This window comes from Micromonospora sp. NPDC006766 (assembly GCF_040636055.1).
GTDB lineage: Bacteria > Actinomycetota > Actinomycetes > Mycobacteriales > Micromonosporaceae > Micromonospora.
The window spans coordinates 72130-93237 of the sequence record NZ_JBEYIX010000019.1 but is presented as its reverse complement, the minus strand read 5'-3'; the positions used below and the strand labels follow the sequence as shown (position 1 = coordinate 93237).

General features: G+C 70.9%; 18 protein-coding genes and 1 pseudogene. 9 read left to right on the top strand and 10 right to left on the bottom strand.

Features of this window, described 5'->3' with window-relative positions:
• Both ABZ671_RS18055 and nrdR read right to left on the bottom strand, forming a co-directional pair.
• Positions 1-1245: pseudogene (locus ABZ671_RS18055) on the bottom strand (vitamin B12-dependent ribonucleotide reductase); the annotation flags it as partial.
• A 69-nt stretch (positions 1246-1314) separates the two neighbouring features.
• A complete protein-coding gene (gene nrdR / locus ABZ671_RS18050) occupies positions 1315-1815 on the bottom strand; it encodes a transcriptional regulator NrdR (RefSeq protein WP_357858809.1) in 501 nt (166 codons plus the stop codon).
• Between the two features lie 478 nt (positions 1816-2293).
• Here nrdR and lexA point away from each other — a divergent pair, with 478 nt between their 5' ends.
• Positions 2294-3076 (top strand): transcriptional repressor LexA, encoded by a 783-nt coding sequence (gene lexA, locus ABZ671_RS18045; protein ID WP_357858806.1) that lies wholly within the window; start codon positions 2294-2296, stop codon positions 3074-3076.
• A gap of 75 nt (positions 3077-3151) precedes the next feature.
• Here lexA and ABZ671_RS18040 read toward each other — a convergent pair whose 3' ends face one another.
• Both ABZ671_RS18040 and hflX read right to left on the bottom strand, forming a co-directional pair.
• A complete protein-coding gene (locus tag ABZ671_RS18040) occupies positions 3152-4867 on the bottom strand; it encodes a hypothetical protein (RefSeq protein ID WP_357858803.1) in 1716 nt (571 codons plus the stop codon).
• A 50-nt stretch (positions 4868-4917) separates the two neighbouring features.
• On the bottom strand, positions 4918-6381 hold the full coding sequence (gene hflX, locus ABZ671_RS18035; protein WP_357858800.1) for a GTPase HflX: 1464 nt from the start codon (positions 6379-6381) through the stop codon (positions 4918-4920).
• Positions 6382-6577: 196 nt separating this feature from the next.
• On the opposite strand from hflX, the gene ABZ671_RS18030 reads away from it, so the two are divergent.
• Entirely contained in the window at positions 6578-8050 is a 1473-nt protein-coding gene (locus ABZ671_RS18030) for an NAD-dependent malic enzyme (RefSeq protein ID WP_357858797.1), read from the top strand.
• A gap of 59 nt (positions 8051-8109) precedes the next feature.
• On the opposite strand, the gene dapF is transcribed toward ABZ671_RS18030, so the two are convergent.
• From dapF to ABZ671_RS18015, 3 genes are read right to left on the bottom strand one after another with little or no spacing between them, the layout of a single operon-like run.
• Complete coding sequence (gene dapF / locus ABZ671_RS18025; RefSeq protein ID WP_357858794.1) at positions 8110-8955, bottom strand: diaminopimelate epimerase; 846 nt, start codon at positions 8953-8955, stop codon at positions 8110-8112.
• 7 nt (positions 8956-8962) lie between these two features.
• Entirely contained in the window at positions 8963-9874 is a 912-nt protein-coding gene (miaA, locus tag ABZ671_RS18020; RefSeq protein WP_357858791.1) for a tRNA (adenosine(37)-N6)-dimethylallyltransferase MiaA, read from the bottom strand.
• Entirely contained in the window at positions 9871-10590 is a 720-nt protein-coding gene (locus tag ABZ671_RS18015) for a class III extradiol dioxygenase subunit B-like domain-containing protein (RefSeq protein WP_357858788.1), read from the bottom strand. Before ABZ671_RS18015 ends, miaA begins: the two co-directional genes overlap by 4 nt.
• 203 nt (positions 10591-10793) lie before the next feature.
• On the opposite strand from ABZ671_RS18015, the gene ABZ671_RS18010 reads away from it, so the two are divergent.
• Positions 10794-12002 (top strand): DUF349 domain-containing protein, encoded by a 1209-nt coding sequence (locus ABZ671_RS18010; protein ID WP_357858785.1) that lies wholly within the window; start codon positions 10794-10796, stop codon positions 12000-12002.
• 303 nt (positions 12003-12305) lie between these two features.
• A complete protein-coding gene (locus ABZ671_RS18005) occupies positions 12306-13949 on the top strand; it encodes a cellulase family glycosylhydrolase (protein ID WP_357858782.1) in 1644 nt (547 codons plus the stop codon).
• A gap of 58 nt (positions 13950-14007) precedes the next feature.
• Here the strand turns inward: ABZ671_RS18005 and miaB are convergent, their stop codons facing one another.
• On the bottom strand, positions 14008-15507 hold the full coding sequence (gene miaB / locus ABZ671_RS18000; protein WP_357858779.1) for a tRNA (N6-isopentenyl adenosine(37)-C2)-methylthiotransferase MiaB: 1500 nt from the start codon (positions 15505-15507) through the stop codon (positions 14008-14010).
• A gap of 51 nt (positions 15508-15558) precedes the next feature.
• Between miaB and ABZ671_RS17995 the strand changes: the two genes are divergently transcribed.
• Positions 15559-15786, top strand: a complete 228-nt coding sequence (locus tag ABZ671_RS17995) for a DUF2277 domain-containing protein (RefSeq protein WP_357543560.1) — start codon at positions 15559-15561, stop codon at positions 15784-15786.
• Positions 15787-15850: 64 nt separating this feature from the next.
• Here ABZ671_RS17995 and ABZ671_RS17990 read toward each other — a convergent pair whose 3' ends face one another.
• Complete coding sequence (locus tag ABZ671_RS17990) at positions 15851-16330, bottom strand: hypothetical protein (RefSeq protein WP_357858776.1); 480 nt, start codon at positions 16328-16330, stop codon at positions 15851-15853.
• Between the two features lie 202 nt (positions 16331-16532).
• Positions 16533-17522: a selenide, water dikinase SelD gene (gene selD, locus ABZ671_RS17985; protein ID WP_357858772.1), complete on the bottom strand. Its 990-nt coding sequence runs from the start codon at positions 17520-17522 to the stop codon at positions 16533-16535.
• Between the two features lie 198 nt (positions 17523-17720).
• Between selD and ABZ671_RS17980 the strand changes: the two genes are divergently transcribed.
• The 4 genes from ABZ671_RS17980 to ABZ671_RS17965 all read left to right on the top strand — a co-directional run bounded on the left by ABZ671_RS17980 (position 17721) and on the right by ABZ671_RS17965 (position 21039).
• Positions 17721-18476 (top strand): amino acid ABC transporter ATP-binding protein, encoded by a 756-nt coding sequence (locus ABZ671_RS17980; protein WP_357858818.1) that lies wholly within the window; start codon positions 17721-17723, stop codon positions 18474-18476.
• Positions 18477-18532: 56 nt separating this feature from the next.
• Positions 18533-19399: a glutamate ABC transporter substrate-binding protein gene (locus ABZ671_RS17975; RefSeq protein WP_357858769.1), complete on the top strand. Its 867-nt coding sequence runs from the start codon at positions 18533-18535 to the stop codon at positions 19397-19399.
• A 78-nt stretch (positions 19400-19477) separates the two neighbouring features.
• Positions 19478-20152 (top strand): amino acid ABC transporter permease, encoded by a 675-nt coding sequence (locus ABZ671_RS17970; protein WP_357858766.1) that lies wholly within the window; start codon positions 19478-19480, stop codon positions 20150-20152.
• Positions 20152-21039 (top strand): amino acid ABC transporter permease, encoded by an 888-nt coding sequence (locus ABZ671_RS17965; protein WP_357858763.1) that lies wholly within the window; start codon positions 20152-20154, stop codon positions 21037-21039. The genes ABZ671_RS17970 and ABZ671_RS17965 overlap by 1 nt, the downstream gene beginning before the upstream one ends.
• Positions 21040-21108 lie beyond the last annotated feature (69 nt).

Here is a 21108-nt window from a genome sequence, read left to right as displayed (position 1 = left end):
GATCTTGGGCGTCGGAAAGTCGGCGAAGCAGATCGAGATGTCCATCGCGGTGATGACGAACTCGACCGACTTGACGAACTTTTCCACCTCGAAGCCGCCGTCGGCGCGCATGAACTTCATCAGGTTCAGCGACGCCAGGTTGCAGGAGGAGTTGTCCAGGTGCAGGTATTCCGAGCACGGGTTCGACGCGGTGATCCGCCCGGTCTCCGGGCAGGTGTGCCAGTCGTTGATGATGTCGTCGTACTGCAGGCCGGGGTCGGCGCACTCCCAGGCGGCCTGGGAGATGGTGCGGAACAACTTCCGAGCGTCGATCGTCTCGATGGTCTGCCCGTCGAGGCGGCCCCGCAGGTCGAAGGTGCCGCCGTTCTCCACCGCGGTCATGAACTCGTCGGAGACCCGGACCGAGTTGTTGGCGTTCTGGTACTGCACGCTGACGATGTCGGCGCCGCCCAGGTCCATGTCGAAGCCGGCGTCCCGCAGCGCGCGGATCTTGTCCTCCTCGCGCGCCTTGGTGAGCACGAACTCCTCGATGTCCGGGTGGTCCACGTCGAGGATGACCATCTTGGCCGCGCGCCGGGTGGCGCCGCCGGACTTGATGGTCCCCGCGCTGGCGTCGGCGCCGCGCATGAAGCTGACCGGGCCGGAGGCGGTGCCGCCGGAGGAGAGCAGCTCCTTGGAGGAGCGGATCCGGGACAGGTTGACCCCGGAGCCGGAGCCGCCCTGGAAGATCAGCCCCTCCTCCTTGTACCAGTCGAGGATGGAGTCCATCGAGTCGTCGACCGAGAGGATGAAGCACGCGCTGACCTGCGCGGGCGACGGCGTGCCCACGTTGAACCAGACCGGTGAGTTGAAGCTGAACACCTGGTGCAGCAGCATCCAGGTCAGCTCGTGCGCGAAGACCTCCGCGTCGGCCGGGGTGGCGAAGTAGCCGTACTCCTCGCCGGCGGTGCGGTAGGTGCTGACCACCCGGTCGATCAGCTGCTTGAGCGACCACTCCCGCTCCGGGGTCCCCACCGCGCCCCGGAAGTACTTGGTGGTCACGATGTTGGCTGCGTTGACGGACCAGGACTCGGGGAACTCCACCCCGCGCTGCTCGAAGTTGATCGAGCCGTCCCGCCAGTTCGTCATCACGACGTCGCGGCGCTCCCAGGTGACCTCGTCGTAGGGGTGCACCCCCTCGGTCGTCCAGACGCGCTCGATCTTCAGCCCTGTCCCGGCCTTGTTCCGTGACTTGCTGGTCGTCACGCCCTCGCCCCCCTCGTCTGCGCGCGGTCACCCACCGCGCGTCGTCAACTGTCAGAACTTTTGAAAAACTCAGCTGGTACGGCCGGCGGCCTCGGCCGCCTCGGCGCCGGCACCCTCGCGGGTCCGCGCGGCGGCCCGCAGCGTCTCGATCTCGCGCTCGAAGTCGGCGAGCGAGTCGAAGGAGCGGTAGACGCTGGCGAACCTCAGGTAGGCCACCTCGTCCAGGTCGCGCAGCGGGCCCAGGATGGCCAACCCGACCTCGTGGCTGGGGAGCTCGGCGGCCCCCTTGGCCCGCACGGTCTCCTCGACCTTCTGCGCCAGCAGCGCGATGGAGTCGTCGTCGACCGGCCGGCCCTGGCACGCCTTGCGCACCCCGCCGATGATCTTGGTCCGGCTGAACGGCTCGGTCACCCCGCTACGCTTGACCACCGCGAGCACCGCCTCCTCGACGGTGGTGAACCGCTTGCCGCACTCCGGGCAGGACCGCCGCCGCCGAATGAGCTGGCCGTCGTCGGCCTCCCGCGAGTCGACCACTCGGGAGTCGGCGTGCCGGCAGTACGGACACCGCATCGCCTAACCTCCTTGACCAACCGCGGACACGCCGACCGGCGGGCACACCGACCGACTCCCGGGCACGCGACACCGCGGCGCGGCCATCGCTCCGATGGCTGCCGCCGGTCGACAATACGGGAGTGCGGTCGGTAGTCGAACCCAACCTGTAGGCGACTTACGCCCTTGTGACTACTACATCTAGGGGTCGACCGTATGCCGTCGCCCTAGCGAGGTCAAGTTGGTCGGCGTGTCCGGCGCGTCGCATCACATCTAGAACGCGTGTTCGATAACGACGTACTATTAGCAGAACAGGCGTTCGGAAATCCAGGATTTCACCGCGACACGCCGACAGCAGGTCGTACAGATGTTTGAAAATGGCCGATCTCACCTATACGGTCAACAACGACCGAACGCGGCGTGTCGCCTCGGTCGAGACATCACCTGAGCACGCACCACGAGCCGACGAGGCACCCAGCGCCGACCAGGGAGGACGGACGTGACCGAGGACCGGGCCAGCCGGCAGGAAAACCCGCAGCCGATCGACGGGGCGGGGCCGCCGGCGACGCGCCGACCCCGCACCATGCGCAGCCGGGCGGCCCAGCCCGCCGTGCGCCCGGTCACGCCGATGAGCAGCTTTTCCGACCCGACGACGGTCGACCTGACCGCCCGGCAGCGTCGGATCCTGGAGTTTATCCGCACCTGGGTGGAACGCCACGGCTACCCGCCGAGCGTGCGCGAAATCGGCGAAGCGGTCGGCCTGGTCTCCCCGTCCAGCGTCGCCTACCAGCTCAAGGAGCTGGAAAAGAAGGGCCTCCTGCGGCGCGATCCCAACCGTCCGCGCGCGGTGGATGTCCGCGCCCCCGGCGAGGTCCTCGACGACGAGGCGGCCCGCGCGCAGCGGCCCGCCCCGGCGTACGTGCCGATGCTGGGCCGGATCGCCGCCGGTGGCCCGATTCTCGCCGAGCAGGCGCTCGAGGACGTCTTCCCGCTCCCCCGTGAGCTGGTGGGCGAGGGCGAGGTCTTCATGCTTCAGGTCAAGGGCGACTCGATGCTCGACGCCGCCATCTGCGACGGCGACTGGGTGGTTGTCCGGCAGCAGCCGACCGCCGAGGTCGGCGACATCGTGGCCGCCATGCTCGACGGCGAGGCGACCGTGAAGACCTACCGACGCCGCGACGGGCACGTCTGGCTGATGCCACAGAACCCGGCCTTCGACCCGATCCCCGGCGACGACGCGACCATCATGGGCCGCGTGGTCGCCGTGCTGCGCCGAATCTGACACCCATTCGGGTGACCGCCGACGCGGCGGTCACCCGATCAGCATCCGCGAGCGGGCTCACGTGAGGGGCCGGGCTCAGTAGCGGTCGCTCCGGTAATCCCGGCCGTCGGGCATCGGCCCGTACTGGCCTCGGTCGTCGTAACTGTCGCCGCGGCGGCCAGCCCGCGGGCCCCGGGGGTCGGGCTCCCGTCGCGGCGGCTCGCCACGGCCGCCGCCGTACCTGCCACCACCCTGCGGTACGCCACCACCCTGCGGTGCGCCGCTGTAAACGCCGCCACCCGGCGGCCGACCCCCGCCGTGGCCACGTCCCTGGGGGGCACCGCCGTGGCCACGGTCGTGCGGGGCACCGCCGTGGCCACGGTCCTGCGGGGCCCCGCCGTGGCCACCGCCCTGCCGGCCCGCGCCGTAGACGCCGCCGCTCTGCTGGCCGCCACCGTAGACGCCCCCACCACGACCACCGCCGTCCTGGGGACGGCCACCGCCGTACACCCCGCCGGCAGGTGCTCGGCCCGGTGCGCCGTTCACCGGAGTGTCGTCGCCGTAACCGCCGCCACCGCCGTACACCCCGCCCCGCGGGCCGCCGGGCGGCGGCGTGTCGGACCGACCGCCGTGCAGCGGCACACCGTTGCCCGGCGGGGCGTCGTCGCGCGTCGGCTCGTCGGCCGGCTCCGCGGCCGGTGCCGGCTTCCTGCGGGCGCGCAGGATGCCGAAGATGCCGGCGCCAACCATCAGTGCCCCGAGCACACCGACCGCCGCGATCAGGTAGGTGATCTGGTTCAAGGTCAATCCGTCGAACCAGGACGTCGTGGCCGCCGGCTTCGCCCCTTCGTCACCGGCGCCAGGCGGTGCGTCGGCCCCGGTGGTAGACGGAACGTAGCTGAGGATGTCGATCGGATCGGAGCTCTCCAGAAGACCACCATCGGAGATGGTGACGAACAACTTGCCGTCCGGCGTGTAGGAGATGGCCTCGCCGAACGGGTCGGTCAACGGGGTGATCCGCGGCTTGCCGTCGGTCAGCGCGGCGACGATGTCGCCGCCGGTCACGTCGTACTCGAAGGCATCCGCGTACGTGCGCAGGACGACTTTGGTGCCGTCGGGCGAGCGGGCCGCGCCGGTCACCGTCGCCCGGCCGGTCGCGCCGAGCTTGTTCTCGGTGCTCGTCTTCGGGATGGTGACCTCGCCGACCTTCTTCATCGGCACCGGTTCGGTGTCGCCCGACTTGAGCTGCGCCTCGGGCTTGAAGATCTCTGCCGTGCCGGACGCGTCCCGAGTGATGATCAGCGGCAGGTTGTCGTCGCCGACGAGTAGCGCCTGGGCGTCGTGCGGCTTCCGCTGCGGGTACGACAGCCGGTGCAGCACCGGCTGCTTCGAACCGTCGAGCGGCATGGTCCAGACGGCCACCCGCTCCCGGCGGGTCTTGTTGGTGCTCTTGTCGCCGATGTCGGCGATCCAGAGGGTCTTGCCGTCCGGGCCGAGAGCCAGATCCTCCGGGTCGTACGACCCCGGGCTCGAGTAGCGGACCTCTTTCGTGACCGCGCATTTGCTGTTGAGGTAGAAGACCCGTTTGTGACTGTCCGGGCCGCTGCCGTCGTTGATCACCACGTAGCCGCTGCCGGTGGCGACAAGACCGGACAGCTCGCGCAGCCGTTTGTCCTCCACCGTGCACTTCTTCTTTGGTGCCGCAACGAGCACAGGGGCCGCGGCGGGAGCCGCCAGGGCGGCCCCCGCCGGCGCCACGATCGCGCCGACGAGGCCCAGCACAATCGTGACCGAGGAAACAGCGTGCCGCATGCGGCTTATAATCGCATGCCCCGAGGTTTGGGTGGGTGACGCCGGACGGCTCACCGGCCGACGCCCACCCGCTCCTCGCTGACGAGCCGGTTCCCGGCGCGGTAGGGCGCCAGCTCGGCCGCGAGCGCCTCGCCCACCCGGACGTGCAGCGCCGTGCCCTCGGGCAGGTGGGAGGTGCTCAGCACCTCGCCCTGCCGGTGCACCCGGGCCACCAGGTCACCCCGGTCGTACGGGAGCACCGCCCGGATCTCGACCGCCGGGCGGGGCAGCCGCTGCTCGATCGCCTCGCGCAGCCCGTCGACCCCGCGCCCGGTGTGCGCGGAGACGAGGACGGCATCCGGCCAGAGCCGCTTGAGTCGCAACAGCGTCTCCTCGTCGGCCGCGTCACTCTTGTTGATCACCAACAGCTCGGGCAGCCGGTCGGCGCCCACCTCGGTGAGCACTTCGCGGACCGCGCGGACCTGCTCCTCCGGGTCCGGGTGGGTGCCGTCGACCACGTGCACCACCAGGTCGGCGTCGGCGACCTCCTCCAGCGTCGAACGGAACGCCTCGACGATCTGGTGCGGCAGGTGCCGGACGAACCCGACTGTGTCGGAGAGGGTGTAGAGCCGGCCGTCGGAGGTGGTGGCCTTGCGGGTGGTCGGGTCCAGGGTGGCGAACAACGCGTTCTCCACCAGCACGCCCGCCCCGGTGAGCCGGTTGAGCAGGCTGGACTTGCCGGCGTTGGTGTAGCCGGCGATGGCCACCGCGGGCACCGCGTTGCGCGAGCGGCGGGCACGCTTGGTCTGGCGTACCGTCGCCATGCTCTTGATCTCGCGGCGCAGCTTGGCGAGCCGGTGCCGGATCCGGCGCCGGTCGGTCTCCAGCTTGGTCTCACCGGGGCCGCGCAGGCCCACGCCGCCGCCCGCGCCGCCGCCGCGACCGCTACCACCGGTCTGCCGGGAGAGCGTCTCACCCCAACCGCGCAGCCGCGGCAGCAGGTATTCGAGCTGGGCCAGCTCGACCTGCGCCTTACCTTCGCGGCTCTTGGCGTGCTGGGCGAAGATGTCGAGGATCAGGGCCGTCCGGTCGACCACCTTGACCTTGGTGCGCTGCTCCAGGTTGCGCAGCTGGGACGGGGAAAGTTCACCGTCGCAGATCACCGTGTCGGCGCCGGTGGCGAGCACCACCGCGCCGAGGTCGTCGACCTTGCCCCGGCCGACGTACGTGGCCGGGTCGGGCCGGTTGCGGCGTTGGATCAGCCCTTCGAGCACCTGCGAGCCGGCCGTTTCGGCCAGCGCCGCCAACTCGGTGAGGCTGTTGTCGGCGTCCTCCTGGGTCCCCTCGGTCCAGACGCCCACCAGGACGACCCGCTCCAGCCGCAGCTGGCGGTATTCGACCTCGGTGATGTCGGTGAGCTCGGTGGAGAGGCCGGGGACCCGCCGCAGCGCCTGCCGCTCCGACAGCTCGAACTCGCCGGTCGTGGCGTCGAACTCGTCGTCCTCGTAGGGAAGGAAGGTCTCCTGCTCGCGCAAATCGCGTCTCCTGTCCGTTATGTGCGTCGCCGAGGGATTTTCGGCGCGTACGAGCAATCCTGACACGTGGCAACGCCCGACGCACCTGCTATATGCCCGTGGCGGTACCCACCAGTAGCGGGGCCGGCTGCCGGTGAACCTGGGCGGGCGAGTAGAAATGCGGGGCGAGGAGATCAGCGAGTACCGAGGAGTTTGCGTGGCTATCACCCGACTGCCGAGTGCGGGGTTCTCGATCACGATCCGGCTGGCGGTACCCGCGGACGCCTCCTCCATCGGCCGGCTGACCACCGCGGTCGGCGAGGCCGGCGCCATCGTCACCGCGCTCGACGTGGTCGACTCCGACCCGTCCCACGTGATCGTCGACCTCACCTGCGACACCGCCGACGCCGGCCACGCCGACCAGGTGGTCAAGGCGCTGACCGTGCTGGACGGGGTGGACGTCCGCAAGGTCTCCGACCGGACGTTCCTGCTGCACCTCGGCGGCAAGATCGAGGTCAGCCCGAAGGTGGCGCTGCGCACCCGGGACGAGTTGTCCCGCGCGTACACCCCGGGGGTGGCCCGGGTCTGCCAGGCGATCGCCGACAACCCGGCCGACGCCCGCCGGCTCACCATCAAGCGCAACACGGTCGCCGTGGTCAGCGACGGCTCGGCCGTGCTCGGCCTGGGCAACCTCGGGCCGGCCGCGTCGCTGCCGGTGATGGAGGGCAAGGCGGCGCTGTTCAAGCGCTTCGGCGGGGTGGACGCCTGGCCGGTGGTGCTGGACACCCAGGACACCGACGAGATCGTGGCGATCGTCAAGGCAATCGCCCCCGCGTACGGCGGGATCAACCTGGAGGACATCGCCGCGCCGCGCTGCTTCGAGATCGAGGCTCGACTGCGCGAGGCGCTGGACATTCCGGTCTTCCACGACGACCAGCACGGCACCGCGATCTGCGTGCTGGCGGCGCTGACCAACGCGCTGCGCGTCGTGGGCAAGCGGCTCACGGACGTCCGGGTGGTCGTCTCCGGCGCCGGCGCGGCCGGCACCGCGATCATGAAGCTGCTGCTTCGTCAGGGCGTGGGCGACGTCATCGCGTACGACCGGCAGGGCGCCCTGCACCGCGGGCTGACCGGCCTCAACCCGGCCTGGCAGTGGCTGGCGCAGAACACCAACAAGGAGAACTACTCCGGCGACCTGGCCGGGGCGGTCCGCGGCGCGGATGTCTTCATCGGGGTGAGCGCGCCGAACCTGCTCACCGGCGACGACATCGCCACCATGGCCAAGGACTCGATCGTCTTCGCGCTGGCCAACCCGGACCCGGAGGTCGACCCGCGGGAGGCGCGCAAGCACGCCGCGGTGGTCGCCACCGGCCGTTCCGACCAGCCGAACCAGATCAACAACGTGCTCGCCTTCCCCGGCGTCTTCCGGGGCATGCTCGACGCCCACGCCGAGGAGTTCACCGAGGAGATGGCGCTCGCCGCGGCCCAGGCCATCGCGGACGTAGTCGGGGAGGACAAGATCAACCCGACGGTGATCGTGCCGAGCGTCTTCGACTCCCGGGTCGCCCCGGCCGTCGCCGCCGCCGTCCGCGCCGCCGCTCAGAACCCGGCCGCCACCCCGCCCCCGGCCGCCGACCCGGGCCCGGCCGACCTCCCCGAAATCGCCGCCAACGCCAGCGCCACCCCCTGACGGGCCGCCACCGACACCGACGCCGACGCCGACGCCGTCGGTGGGGGTGGGTGGGGCGGTTAGGGGTGCGGGGTGGGGAGGGTGATCTCGCCGGTGGCTACCAGGACGGCCGGGCCGGAGAGCCAGCAGGAGTCGTCGGTCACGGTGACCGTGAGGCGGCCTCCGGGCACGTCGACCGCGACCGTGCCGGTGTCCCGGCCGGCGTCGCTCAGCACCACCGCCGCCACCGCGCAGGCGCCGGTGCCGCAGGAGAGGGTCTCGGCCGAACCCCGCTCGTAGACCCGCATCAGCACGTGCCCGTCGGTGCCGGACACCGGCTCGCCAGGGGCGGTGAACTCGACGTTCACGCCGGAGGGAAAGACCGCCGGGTTGACGTCGGGCGCCCGGGTGAGGTCGAGGGCCGGCAGATCCAGGCTGGCCGGCAGGGCACAGACCAGGTGCGGGTTGCCCACGTCCACCGCCGCGCCGGTCAGCGTCAGCCCACTCAGCGTGGCGGCGGCCGTCCCGTACACCCGGGGGCGGCGCAGCTCGACGGCGACAGCGTCCCCCTCGATCCGGGCGTGGACCAGGCCGGCCCGGGTGGCGATCGGCAGCGTCGCGCCGGACGGGGTGGCCAGCCCGGTCTCCAGCAGGTAACGGACGAAGACCCGGGCACCGTTGCCGCACATCTCGGCGAACGAGCCGTCGGCGTTCCAGTAGTCCATGAACCACTCGGCCTCGCCGGCCAGGGCCACGCCCTCCGGGTGCTTGGCGGCGCGGACCACGCGCAGCACGCCGTCGCCGCCGATGCCGCGGCGGCGGTCGCACAGCGCGGCGACCAGCCCGGGCGTCAGGTCGAGCGCCCCGTCCGGGTCGGGCAGGATGACGAAGTCGTTGCCGGTGCCGTGGCCCTTGGTGAACTGCACGCCCCCATCATTCCCGATGGTCGGCGACCACCCGCAGCGCAGTGTCGAGAAACGAAGGCGAGGCCGAGTCCAGCCAGTGGATCCGCGGGTCGCGCCGGAACCAGGAGCGCTGCCGCCGGACGAACCGGCGGGTGGCCCGGATCGTCTCCTCGTACGCCTCGGTCTCGGTCAGCTCCCCGGCCAGGAACCGCAGCACCTGCTGGTAGCCGAGCGCCCGGCTGGCCGTACGCCCCTCGGGCAGACCCCGGCCGACCAGCGTCCGCGTCTCCGCGACCAGGCCGTCGGCCCACATCCGGTCCACCCGGCGCGCGATCCGCTCGTCCAGCAGCCCGGTGTCCAGGTCCACCCCGAGCTGCACCGACGGGTAGTACGGCGTCGGCTCCGGTAGCGCGGCGGTGAACGGCGCCCCGGTCAGCTCGATCACCTCCAGTGCCCGGACGATCCGCCGCCCGTTGCCGGGCAGGATGCTCGCCGCCGCCACCGGGTCGGCCGCCTGCAGCCGGGCGTACAGCGGGGCCGGACCGCTGGCGGCCAGCTCCGCCTCCAGCCGCTGGCGCACCGCCGGGTCGGTGCCGGGGAACTCGAACTGCTCCAGCACCGCCCGCACGTACAGCCCGGAACCGCCGACCAGCAGCGGCACCCTTCCCCGGGCCAGGATGTCGTCGACAGCCGCACGGGCCAGCCGCTGGTATTCCGCGACGCTGGCCGGCTCGGTCACCGCCCAGATGTCGAGCAGGTGGTGCGCAACGCCCTCCCGCTCGGCCGGGGTCAGCTTGGCGGTGCCGATGTCCATGCCCCGGTAGAGCTGCATCGAATCGGCGTTGACCACCTCGCCGCCGAGGGCGTGCGCGAGGGCGATGCTCAGCGCCGACTTGCCGGCCGCGGTCGGCCCGACCACGGCCACGACGGTCCCGGTCATCGGCGTTCCCAGGGGGCCACGAAGTAGGCGACGCCGTAGGGGGCCTCGTGGTAGCCGAGGTCGCCCCGCCAATCGCCGCCCGCCGCGCGGACCGCGCCGGCCAGCACCTGCCACGGCGCCCGCCCGGCGACCTTTAGCTCCGCCGACACGACCGGGTCCAGGCCGAGCAGGGCCTCGACGTCCGCGTCGGCCAGGGCCCGGGCCACCCCGTCGTCGTACGCCGCCGCGCGCGGGTCGTCGTAGCCGGGTGCCTTGACGCCCCGGCACGCCGACCCGTCCCCCATCACCAGCAACGCGGTACGCGGCTCGGACTCGGCGGCCAGGGCCGCCCCTAGCTCGGCGCACTCCGCCGGCGTCGCGCTCTCGGCGACCGACCGGGCCAGCCGGGGCAGTTCGGTGCCGGTCCGACCGACCAGCCACGCCCCGATGGTGAGGCTCAGCGGCAGGATCTCCGCCCCGGAGCAGGCCGTCTTCCACAGCCGCACCGGCCGGTCGAGGCCATAGCCACGCAGCGACCCGGAGTCGGCGGAGCCAAAGATCCTCGTTTCCGGCCCGCCGCCCACCAGCATGACCACCTCTGGCTCGGCGGCGAGCAGCCGGGCCAGGGCGACACCGGCGGCGGCGCGGAGGCCGTCCAGCTCACCGGCGGCGGCGCCGGCCAACTCGGGCACGATCAGGGGCGGGTGGGGGCAGACGGCGGCGGCGACCAGAGGCACCCGTCCAACCTATCCGGATGCCCCGGAGCGTCCCCGCGCCGATCCGGTCATCCGGGAGCTACGACACCGTATGGTCACGGTCGACGACAGGCGCTCGACACGGACCGGGTCAGACCTGTGACAATGCCGGGAGTAACTTTGCTGCGCCGTGGCGGCGATCGGGGGGACCACCCTCCCGACGCCGGGAGAACGAGGATGGGCACATGAGCGACTGGACTGCCTTCGGACGGGTGGACGAGGACGGCACCGTCTACGTCAAGACCGCCGAGGGCGAGCGGGTGGTCGGATCCTGGCAGGCGGGCGCCCCGGAGGAGGGGTTGGCGCACTTCGCCCGACGCTTCGATGACCTGGTGACGGAGGTTGACCTGACCGAGGCCCGCCTCAACTCGGGCGCGGCGGACGCCGGGCACTCACTGACCACGATCCGACGGATCCGCGCCTCGCTGGCCGAGGCGCACGTCGTGGGCGACATCGACGCGCTGGCCGCGCGCCTGGACAAGCTGACCGCGGTGGCCGAGGAGAAGGCCAGCGAGGCCAAGGCGGCCCGGGAGGCCGCCCGAGGCGAGGCCCTGGCCCGCAAGACCGCCCTGGTGGAGGAGGCGGAGAAGCTGGCCGCCGAGTCGACCGGGTGGAAGACCGCCGGGGATCGGTTCAAGGAAATCCTTGACGAGTGGAAGACCATCCGCGGGGTCGACAAGAAAGCCGACGGTGAGCTGTGGAAGCGGTTCGCCGCCGCGCGGGACGGCTTCACCCGCCGCCGGGGCGCCCACTTCGCCTCCCTCGATCAGCAGCGCAAGCAGGCGCAGACGGTCAAGGAGGAGCTGGTCGCCGAGGCTGAGAAGCTGAAGGACTCCACCGACTGGGGCACCGCCGCCGGCCAGCTCAAGGACCTCATGACCCAGTGGAAGGCCGCGCCGCGGGCGTCCAAGGAGGTTGAGCAGAAGCTCTGGGAACGGTTCCGGGCGGCGCAGGACGAGTTCTTCACCCGACGCAGCGAGGTCTTCTCGGCCCGCGACAACGAGCAGCGCGCCAACCTCGAGCGCAAGCAGGCCCTGCTCGCCGACGCGGAGGCGCTCGACGTCGACGGCGACCCCAAGGGCGCCCAGGCCCGGCTGCGGGACATCCAGGCGCAGTGGCACGAGGCCGGCCGGGTGCCGCGGGAGGCCGCCGCCGGGCTGGAGCGCCGGCTGCGTGCCGTGGACGAGAAGGTCCGCGAGGTCATGGACTCGGCGTGGCGGCGCACCGCCCCGCAGGACAACCCGCTGCTGGCCCAGATGCGGGCGCAGGTCGCCGAGGCCGAGGAGCGGCTGGCCCGGGCGCAGGCCGCCGGCGACGCCCGGCGGGTCAAGGAGGCCGAGCAGGCGCTCGCCTCGAAGCGGCAGTTCCTCCAGCTGGCCGAACAGGCCAGCTGAGCTGAGCCCCACCGGAAGCCCCCGGTCCCACCACGGGACCGGGGGCTTCCGCGTGCCCGGCGGGTGGTTGACGCATCGAGGCAAGCTGATCAGAATGGGCGGCAGAGCCAGGTCGGATCACCGGCGCGAGGGCACCGACGGCGCATGTTCGCCGTCGCGGGTCGCCGGGTCTTTCCCGTGAGTGGCCGTCCACGTGACACGGCCCGTCGCGGCTGTCCGCGTACTCGATGACGAGCGGGCCGTCTCCCTTGGTCTTACCGCCCGCGGCGCTCGCGCGACGCGGGGATCCGAAGTGGAGTTCGCATGCACTTCCGACCCAAGGCAATCGGCGGCGCCCTCGCGGCGCTCGCCACCGCCGCGGCCGGCGTCCTCGTCGCCGCCGCCGTCAGCACCACCCCGGCTGCCGCCGCCGTCGGCGGCACCGGCACCGGTTACCTGCACACCAGCGGTAACAAGATCGTCGACAGTACGGGGGCCACCGTCCGGCTCACCGGCATCAACTGGTTCGGCATGGAGACCGACAACAAGACCTTCCACGGTCTGTGGTCGAGCAACCCGTGGCGCAGCCAACTCGACACCATGGCCCGGCTGGGCTACAACACGCTGCGGATCCCGTACTCGGACGACTCGGTGAAGTCGGGCGCAGTGGCCACCGGGATCAACGACTACGTCAACCCAGACCTGATCGGGCTCTCCCCGCTGCAGATCCTCGACAAGGTCATCGACTACGCGGGCAGCAAGGGCATGCGGGTCATCCTGGACCGGCACCGGCCCACCTCGGCCGGGCAGTCGGCGCTCTGGTACACCGCCACGGTCTCCGAGACGACCTGGATCAACAACTGGAAGATGCTGGCCCAGCGGTACGCCGGCAACACCACCGTCATCGGCGCCGACCTGCACAACGAGCCGCACGCCGAGGGCACCAACCCGAACGCCACCGGCGCCTGCTGGGGCTGCGGCGACACCAACCGAGACTGGCGGCTGGCCGCCGAACGGGCCGGCAACGCCATCCTCGGGGTGCAGCCGAACTGGCTGATCTTCGTGGAGGGGGTGAGCTGCCCCAGCGGCGGGGAGCCTAACGTCTGGAACGGCGAGAACGAGGACTGCGGCTGGTGGGGTGGCAACCTCTCCAAGGCCAAGGACTTCCCGGTCCGGCTGAACGTGGCCAACCGGCTGGTCTACTCCCCGCACGAGTACGCCACCTCGGTCTACCGCCAGAAGTGGTTCGACGACCCGACCTACCCGGCGAACATGCCGGCCATCTGGGACAAATACTGGGGCTACCTCTACAAGCAGAACATCGCACCGATCATGATGGGCGAGTTCGGCACCACGCTCCAGGACCCGAAGGACAAGGTGTGGCTGCAGAACCTGCTCGCGTACACCGGGACCGGGGTGAGCGGCATGTCCTTCACCTACTGGTCGTGGAACCCGAACTCGGGTGACACCGGCGGCATCGCGAACGACGACTGGACCACCATCAACCAGGCCAAGCAGAACATCATCCAGCCGTACCTGATCCCACCGGTGGGCGGCGGCAACCCGTCACCGACCGGCAACCCGACCGGCGCCCCCACCGGCACCGCGTCGCCCACCACCCGGCCGACCACCCCGCCGCCGACCACCACCGCGCCGCCGACCGGGCGCTGCGCGGCGACGTACAACCAGGTCAACGCGTGGCAGGGCGGCTTCCAGGGCGAGCTGACCGTGAAAAACAACGGCACGGGCACGTTGAACCCGTGGACGGTCACCTGGACCTGGCCGTCCGGGGTGACCCTGGTCAGCGGCTGGAACGCCACCGTCACCCAGTCCGGCACCACGGTCACCGCCGCCGCGCCCGACTGGGCGAAGACCCTCGCCCCCGGCGCCTCGGTGACCATCGGCTTCACCGCCAACGGCAATGCCTCCGCGCCCGCCAGCGTGAAGCTCAACGGCACCGCCTGCTGAGCGAGAAGGAGGGGCCCCTTGTTAACGCACGGGTGTTAACAAGGGGCCCCTCCTTGCGTCAGTGGGCGGCGCAGCCGGTGGTCGGCGCGGGCGGCGCGGCGGGCGCGCCGATGGTGGGCAGCCCCAGCAGCACCCCCGGCGTACGCGGGGCACGCCCCGCCTCGGCCGCGTCGCCGGCCCGGGTACGCCGGTGCGACAGCGGCTCCCCGTCGGCGTTGAGGTGGTGCGGGGCGGCGTAGGTGATCGTGGTGTGCACGATGTCACCGGGGCGGATCTGCCCGGCGAGCGAGCCGGCGTCGAAGTGCACGAGGCGTCCGTCGCGGGCCCGGCCGGACAGCCGGCCGGTGCGCTCGTCCTTGCGCCCCTCGCCGACGGCGACCAGCACCTCGACGGTCTCCCCCACGAGCTTCTTGTTCTCTGCCCAGGTGATCTCCTCCACGCAGGCGATCAGCCGCTCGTACCGCTCCTGCACGACCTGCTTCGGGAGTTGGTCGTCCATGATCGCGGCGGGGGTGCCGGGGCGCTTCGAGTATTGGAAGGTGAACGCGGAGGCGAACCGGGCCTCCCGGACCACGTCGAGGGTCCGCTCGAAGTCGGCCTCGGTCTCGCCGGGGAAGCCGACGATGATGTCCGTGGTGATCGCCGCGCCGGGCATCGCCGCCCGGACCTTCTCGATGATGCCCAGGTATTTCTCCGACCGGTACGACCGGCGCATCGCACGCAGCACGTCGTCGGAGCCGGACTGCAACGGCATGTGCAGCGAGTGGCAGACGTTCGGCGTCTCGGCCATCGCCGCGATCACGTCGTCGGTGAAGTCCTTCGGGTGGGGGCTGGTGAACCGGACCCGCTCCAGGCCGTCGATGTCCCCGCAGGCGCGCAGCAGCTTGCCGAAGGCGTAGCGGTCGCCGAACTCCACCCCGTAGGAGTTGACGTTCTGCCCGAGCAGGGTCACCTCCAGCACACCCTCGTCGACCAGGGCGCGCACCTCGGAGAGGATGTCGCCGGGGCGGCGGTCCTTCTCCTTGCCCCGCAGAGCGGGCACGATGCAGAACGTGCAGGTGTTGTTGCAGCCGACGGAAATCGACACCCAACCGGCGTACGTCGACTCGCGGCGGGTCGGCAGCGTGGAGGGGAACACCTCGAGGGATTCGAGGATCTCCACCTCGGCGGCGGTGTTGTGCCGAGCCCGCTCCAGCAGCACCGGCAGCGAGCCGATGTTGTGTGTGCCGAAGACCACATCCACCCATGGGGCCTTCCGGACGATCTCGCCGCGGTCCTTCTGGGCCAGGCAGCCGCCGACCGCGATCTGCATCCCGGGGTGCTTGTCCTTCACGGGGCGCAGATGACCCAGGTTGCCGTAGAGCCGATTGTCGGCGTTCTCCCGCACGGCGCAGGTGTTGAACACCATGACGTCGGGTTGCTCGTCGGCCTCGGCGGCACGCACGTATCCGGCTGCCTCCAGCAGGCCGGAAATGCGCTCGGAGTCGTGCACGTTCATCTGGCAGCCGTACGTGCGCACCTGATAGGTGCGCGGGCTGCCCGCGGCTGCGGTAGTCATGACCCGGACAGCGTATCCGGGCCGCGCCGTCGGACCGAATGAGGAGGAGCCATGTGCCGGAGCATCAAGACCCTGCGTGAGCCGTACGTCCCGGTGGTCACCGAGGCGGACATCCGGGCGGCCGCGTTGCAGTACGTCCGGAAGATCTCCGGATTCCGTACGCCCGCCCCGCACAACGCGGCCGCGTTCGAGGCGGCGGTGGACGGTGTGGCCGCGGCCACCGCGACCCTCCTCGACCAGCTGGTGGTCCGCGGTCAGCGGCCGGCGGCCCACTCCTGACCGGCCCGCCGCCCTCGCCCCGGTCAACCGGCCTCACCCCCGGTCCAAACGGCCTCGCCCCCGGTCAGGCGGCGGCGAGAGCCGGGGCGACCGAGTCGGGCCCCCACTGCGAGCGGTGACACTGCGACCAACCCCGACAGCCGGGGTGGGCCACGGTGCAGAGCCGCTGGTCGCTGAGCACCTCACCCTCATCGGTCTCGACGACGTCGAAGTGCACCGGGCGGATCGTGCCGCCCGGGGCGACCAGCAGGTGCCGCCCGGCGTCGAGGGTGTCGTCGCGCATCAGGCAGTTGCGGTCCAGCAGCTTGGCCAACGCCGCGATGCTGGGCAACTCGGCCAGCCGCTCGGGCACCCCGTAGCAGTCGACCATGGTGCCGTACACCCCCGGCGCCTCCCACACGTCGCAGATCACCGCGTACGCGGGAAGTCGGGCCGGGTCGGCCACGGCCAGGGGCATCACCACCCGGCCGAGCGCCTCGGCCAGCGCCGGATAGACCTCCACGGGCGCCGCGCCGTCGATTCTCCAGTTCCACAGCTCGGTCATGCCGCCTCCTCGCTGTGCTCGTTCCACCGGCCTCCGGATCGGGCCTTACTGACGATGGTGGGGTGCATATGACCACAGCCGGGGGCAAGTTACCGGTCTGTGACCATTCCGGGCAAAATTTCCTCCGGCACCGTCGCCCAGAGTAGCGGGAAGATGACAGTTTATCGGGTATGGTGCCCCAACCGTGGCAGCGACATGAGCTTCAGCGCACCCGGACCAGATGCTCGCCGCCGGGCAGCAACTCGCCGATCACCGTGCCACCGGGCACCTCACCCGCGACCAGCAGCCCGCCGGAGGTCTGCGCGTCGGCCAGCAACAGCCGCTCCCCCTCGTCGTGGCCGCCGAAGTCGGTCCACGGGCCCACCCACTCCAGGTTGCGGCGGGTGCCGCCGCTGACGTACCCGGCGGCCACCGCCTCCCGGGCCCCCGGCAGGTACGGCACGGCCGCCGCGTCGATCGCCACGGTGAGCCGGCTGGCCCGGGCCAGCTTCGACGCGTGCCCGAGCAGCCCGAAGCCGGTGATGTCGGTGCCGCAGCGGATGCCGGCGGCAACCGCCGCCCGGGCCGCGTCCCGGTTCAGCCGGGTCATCGCGGCGACCGCCTCCGGGAACCGCTCGCCGGTCCGCTTGTGCCGGGTGTTCAGCACCCCCACCCCGAGCGGCTTGGTCAGCGACAGCGGCAGCCCGGCCCGACCGGCGTCCAGCGTGATCAGCTCCTCCGGCCGGACCACCCCGGTGACGGCGAGGCCGTACTTCGGGCCGTCATCGTCCACACTGTGCCCGCCGGCCAGATGGCAGCCGGCCTCCCGGGCCACGTCCTGGCCGCCGCGCAGCACCTCCCGGGCCAACTCCAACGGCAGCACGTCCCGAGGCCAGCAGAGCAGGTTGAGCGCGACCAGCGGGGTGCCGCCCATGGCGTACACGTCGGACAGCGCGTTGGCCGCGGCGATGCGGCCCCAGTCGTACGCGTCGTCCACCACCGGGGTGAAGAAATCGGCGGTGCTGACCAGCCCGGTGCGCTCGTCCAGCCGGACCACCGCGGCGTCGTCGCCGTGGTCCAGACCGACCAGCAGGTCGGCGGTGCCCGTGGCCGGCCTGAGGCCCGCCACCATGGCCTCCAGTTCGGCCGGTGGAATCTTGCATGCGCAGCCGCCACCGCGGGCGTAATCGGTCAGCCGGAGCACCTCGGTCATTCCCACATGGTCCACGTCGACCGCCGACGCCGCCATCTGAACAGCCCAGTCACTGCCGTATTTCGGACGCTCAGGCACACACGTGCCTGGTGTTACCGCTCCGTGACCATTCGAGTTGCGTCCCGACACATCGCCCCGCCTACAGTGACCCAACCGGGGACGATCGCTCCCCACTATCCGCCATTGACGACAGGGACGGTGTACGACGTGACGACGGGCGAACCGCTCATCGTGCTGGACGGGGTCAACAAGTGGTTCGGCCCGCTGCACGTGCTTGACGACGTCTCGCTCTCCGTCGACAAGGGCGAGGTGGTCGTGGTGATCGGCCCCTCGGGATCCGGCAAGTCGACGCTCTGCCGGACCATCAACCGGCTGGAGCCCATCGACTCGGGCACCATCACCTTCGACGGCACCCCGCTGCCCGCCGAGGGCAAGGCCCTGGCGCAGCTGCGCAGCGAGGTCGGCATGGTCTTCCAGTCGTTCAACCTCTTCGCGCACAAGACCATCCTGGAGAACGTCACCCTCGGCCCGGTGAAGGTCCGCAAGGAGAAGCCCGCCGCCGTCCGCGAGCGCGGCCTGGCCCTGCTCGACCGGGTCGGCATCGCCAACCAGGCGAACAAGTTCCCGGCGCAGCTCTCCGGCGGCCAGCAGCAGCGGGTAGCGATCGCCCGCGCGCTGGCCATGCAGCCCAAGGCGATGCTCTTCGACGAGCCGACCAGCGCGCTGGACCCGGAGATGGTCGGCGAGGTGCTGGACGTGATGACCTCGCTGGCCCGCGAAGGCATGACGATGGTCGTCGTCACCCACGAGATGGGCTTCGCCCGGCACGCGGCCAACCGGGTGGTCTTCATGGCCGACGGGCGGATCGTCGAGGACGCCCCGCCGACGGAGTTCTTCGCGAACCCGCGCAGCGAGCGGGCCAAGGACTTCCTCTCCAAGATCCTCACCCACTGAGCGTCCGTAGTGGAGCACGCCGTCCCACGGCAGCTCCGTCGAAAAAGGAGATGAGTATGCGTTTCAAGCGCGTGGCCGCGGTTGCCGCGGCAGCGACCCTGGCCCTCGGCATGAGCGCCTGCGGCGGTGACAGCGACGACAAGGGCACCAGCAGCAGCGCCAAGGGCATCATCGGCAAGGCGCAGAACCAGAAGAAGCTGGTCATCGGCGTGAAGGCCGACCAGCCGGGCCTGGGCCTGCAGACGGGCAGCCAGTACGAGGGCTTCGACGTCGAGATCGCCAAGATCATCGCTAAGGGCCTCGGCGTCGACGCGAACAACATCGAGTGGAAGACCACCGTCTCGTCCAACCGCGAGCCCTTCATTCAGCAGGGCACCGTCGACCTGGTCGTGGCGACCTACACGATCAACGACGAGCGCAAGCAGAAGGTCAACTTCGCCGGGCCGTACTACATCGCCGGCCAGGACCTGCTGGTGAAGGCCGACTCCACCATCACCGGGCCGGAGGATCTGGACGGCAAGACCGTCTGCTCGGCGCAGGGCTCCACCCCCGCCAAGCGGATCCAGTCCGACTACCCGAAGGCCAAGCTGCAGCAGTTCGACGCCTACTCGAAGTGCCTGCCGCTGCTGGGCGACAGCAAGGTCGACGCGGTGACCACCGACGACATCATCCTGGCCGGCTACGCCGCCCAGGACCAGTACGCCGGCAAGTTCAAGGTCGTCGGCAAGCCCTTCTCCGTCGAGCCCTACGGCATCGGCCTGAAGAAGGACGACAAGGACGGCTGCGAGAAGGTCAACGAGATCCTCAAGGCCGCCGCCTCGGACGGCTCCTACAAGGCCGCCTGGGACGCCACCCTCGGCAAGAGCGGCACGCCCGCGCCCGAGCTGGACACCACCAAGCTGACCAACTGCGGCAGCGTCTGACCGGTTCCGAGGCCGGCATCCGTACGGGTGCCGGCCTCGGCCTGTCACGACGCCGACGACGTCCCCGGGAGTCGACGGATGCACGTATTCGCTGATCCGAGCAACTTCGACGCGTACGTGTCGGGCTTTCTCTGGATTCTCAAGCTGACCGGCGCGTCGGCGGTGTTCGCGCTGATACTCGGCGTACTGCTCGCCGCGTTCCGGGTCTCGCCGGTGCCGGTGCTGCGCTGGATCGGCGCGGCCTGGGTGACCGTCTTCCGCAACTCGCCGCTCACGCTGATCATCTTCTTCTGCTACTTCGGCCTCTACGCGACGCTGGGCGTGAGCCTCTCCGACGACCTGAACCTGAACAACTTCTGGCTCGGCGTGGTAGGCCTGTCGGTCTACACCGCCGCCTTCGTCTGCGAGGCCGTCCGCTCCGGCATCAACACCGTCCCGGCCGGCCAGGCCGAGGCGGCCCGGGCGATCGGGCTGACCTTCTTCCAGACCCTGCGCATCGTGGTGCTGCCGCAGGCCGGGCGGGCCGTGGTGGCCCCACTGGGCAGCGTCCTCATCGCGCTGTGCAAGAACGCCACGATCGTCGGCACCATCGGCCTGATCGAGGCGTCGAGCGTCATGAAGCAGCTGATCAACGACAACGGTGACGCGGTGATTCCGATCTTCGCGGTCTTCGCCGGCACCTTCGCCGCGCTCCTCGTTCCCACCGGCTACCTCTTCGGCTGGCTGGCCAACCGACTGGCGGTGAAGCGCTGATGAGCACCAGCACCGTTCTCTACGACCACCCGGGACCGCGGGCCCGCGTCCGCAACAGGGTGCTCAGCGTCGTCTTCGGCGTCGGACTGGTCGCCCTGCTCTGGTGGATCTACCACAAGTTCGACCAGGCCGGGCAGTGGGAAGGGTGGCTCTGGAAGCCCTTCACCAAGCCGACGACCTGGACCCAGTTCATCCTTCCCGCCCTGGGCCAGACACTGCTCGCCGCGACCACCGGCATGGTCCTGTCCCTCGCCTTCGGCATCGTGTTCGCCGTCGGTCGGCTCTCCGACCACTGGTGGCTCCGCATGCCGGCCGGCGTGGTGGTGGAATTCTTCCGCGCCGTGCCGCTGCTGATCATGATCTTCTTCATCTTCTACGGCGTGCCATTCCTCATTCAGGGGCCAGTGTCGGCATTCTGGGCGGTCGTCATCGGCCTCACCCTCTACAACGGGTCGGTGCTGGCCGAGGCCTTCCGCGCCGGCATCCGTTCCCTCCCCGGGGGGCAGTCCGAGGCCGCGTACGCCGTCGGCATGCGCAAAAACCAGGTGATGCGACTCATCCTGGTGCCGCAGGCCGCCCGCGCCATGCTGCCGGTGATCGTCAGCCAACTCGTGGTGCTGCTCAAGGACACCGCGCTCGGCTACATCGTGGCCTTCCCCGAGCTGCTCCAGCGCGGCGTCAACGACCTCGCGGCCAACTACGGCAACATCGTGGCATCAGCCATCGTGGTGGCCGCCATCTTCATCGCGCTCAACTCGCTGATCACCATGCTCGCGGGCTGGCTGGACCGGCGCACCCGGCAACGGGCCTTCCGGACCCCGAAGCAGACCGCCGCACCAGGCCCGACCACGCCCGGCGGGGCAGCCGTCGCCGAACCGCAGGGCTGACCCACACCACACGAACGCCCTGCCACCTGCCCAACAGGCCAGGTGGCAGGGCGTTCGTCATGCCGGCCG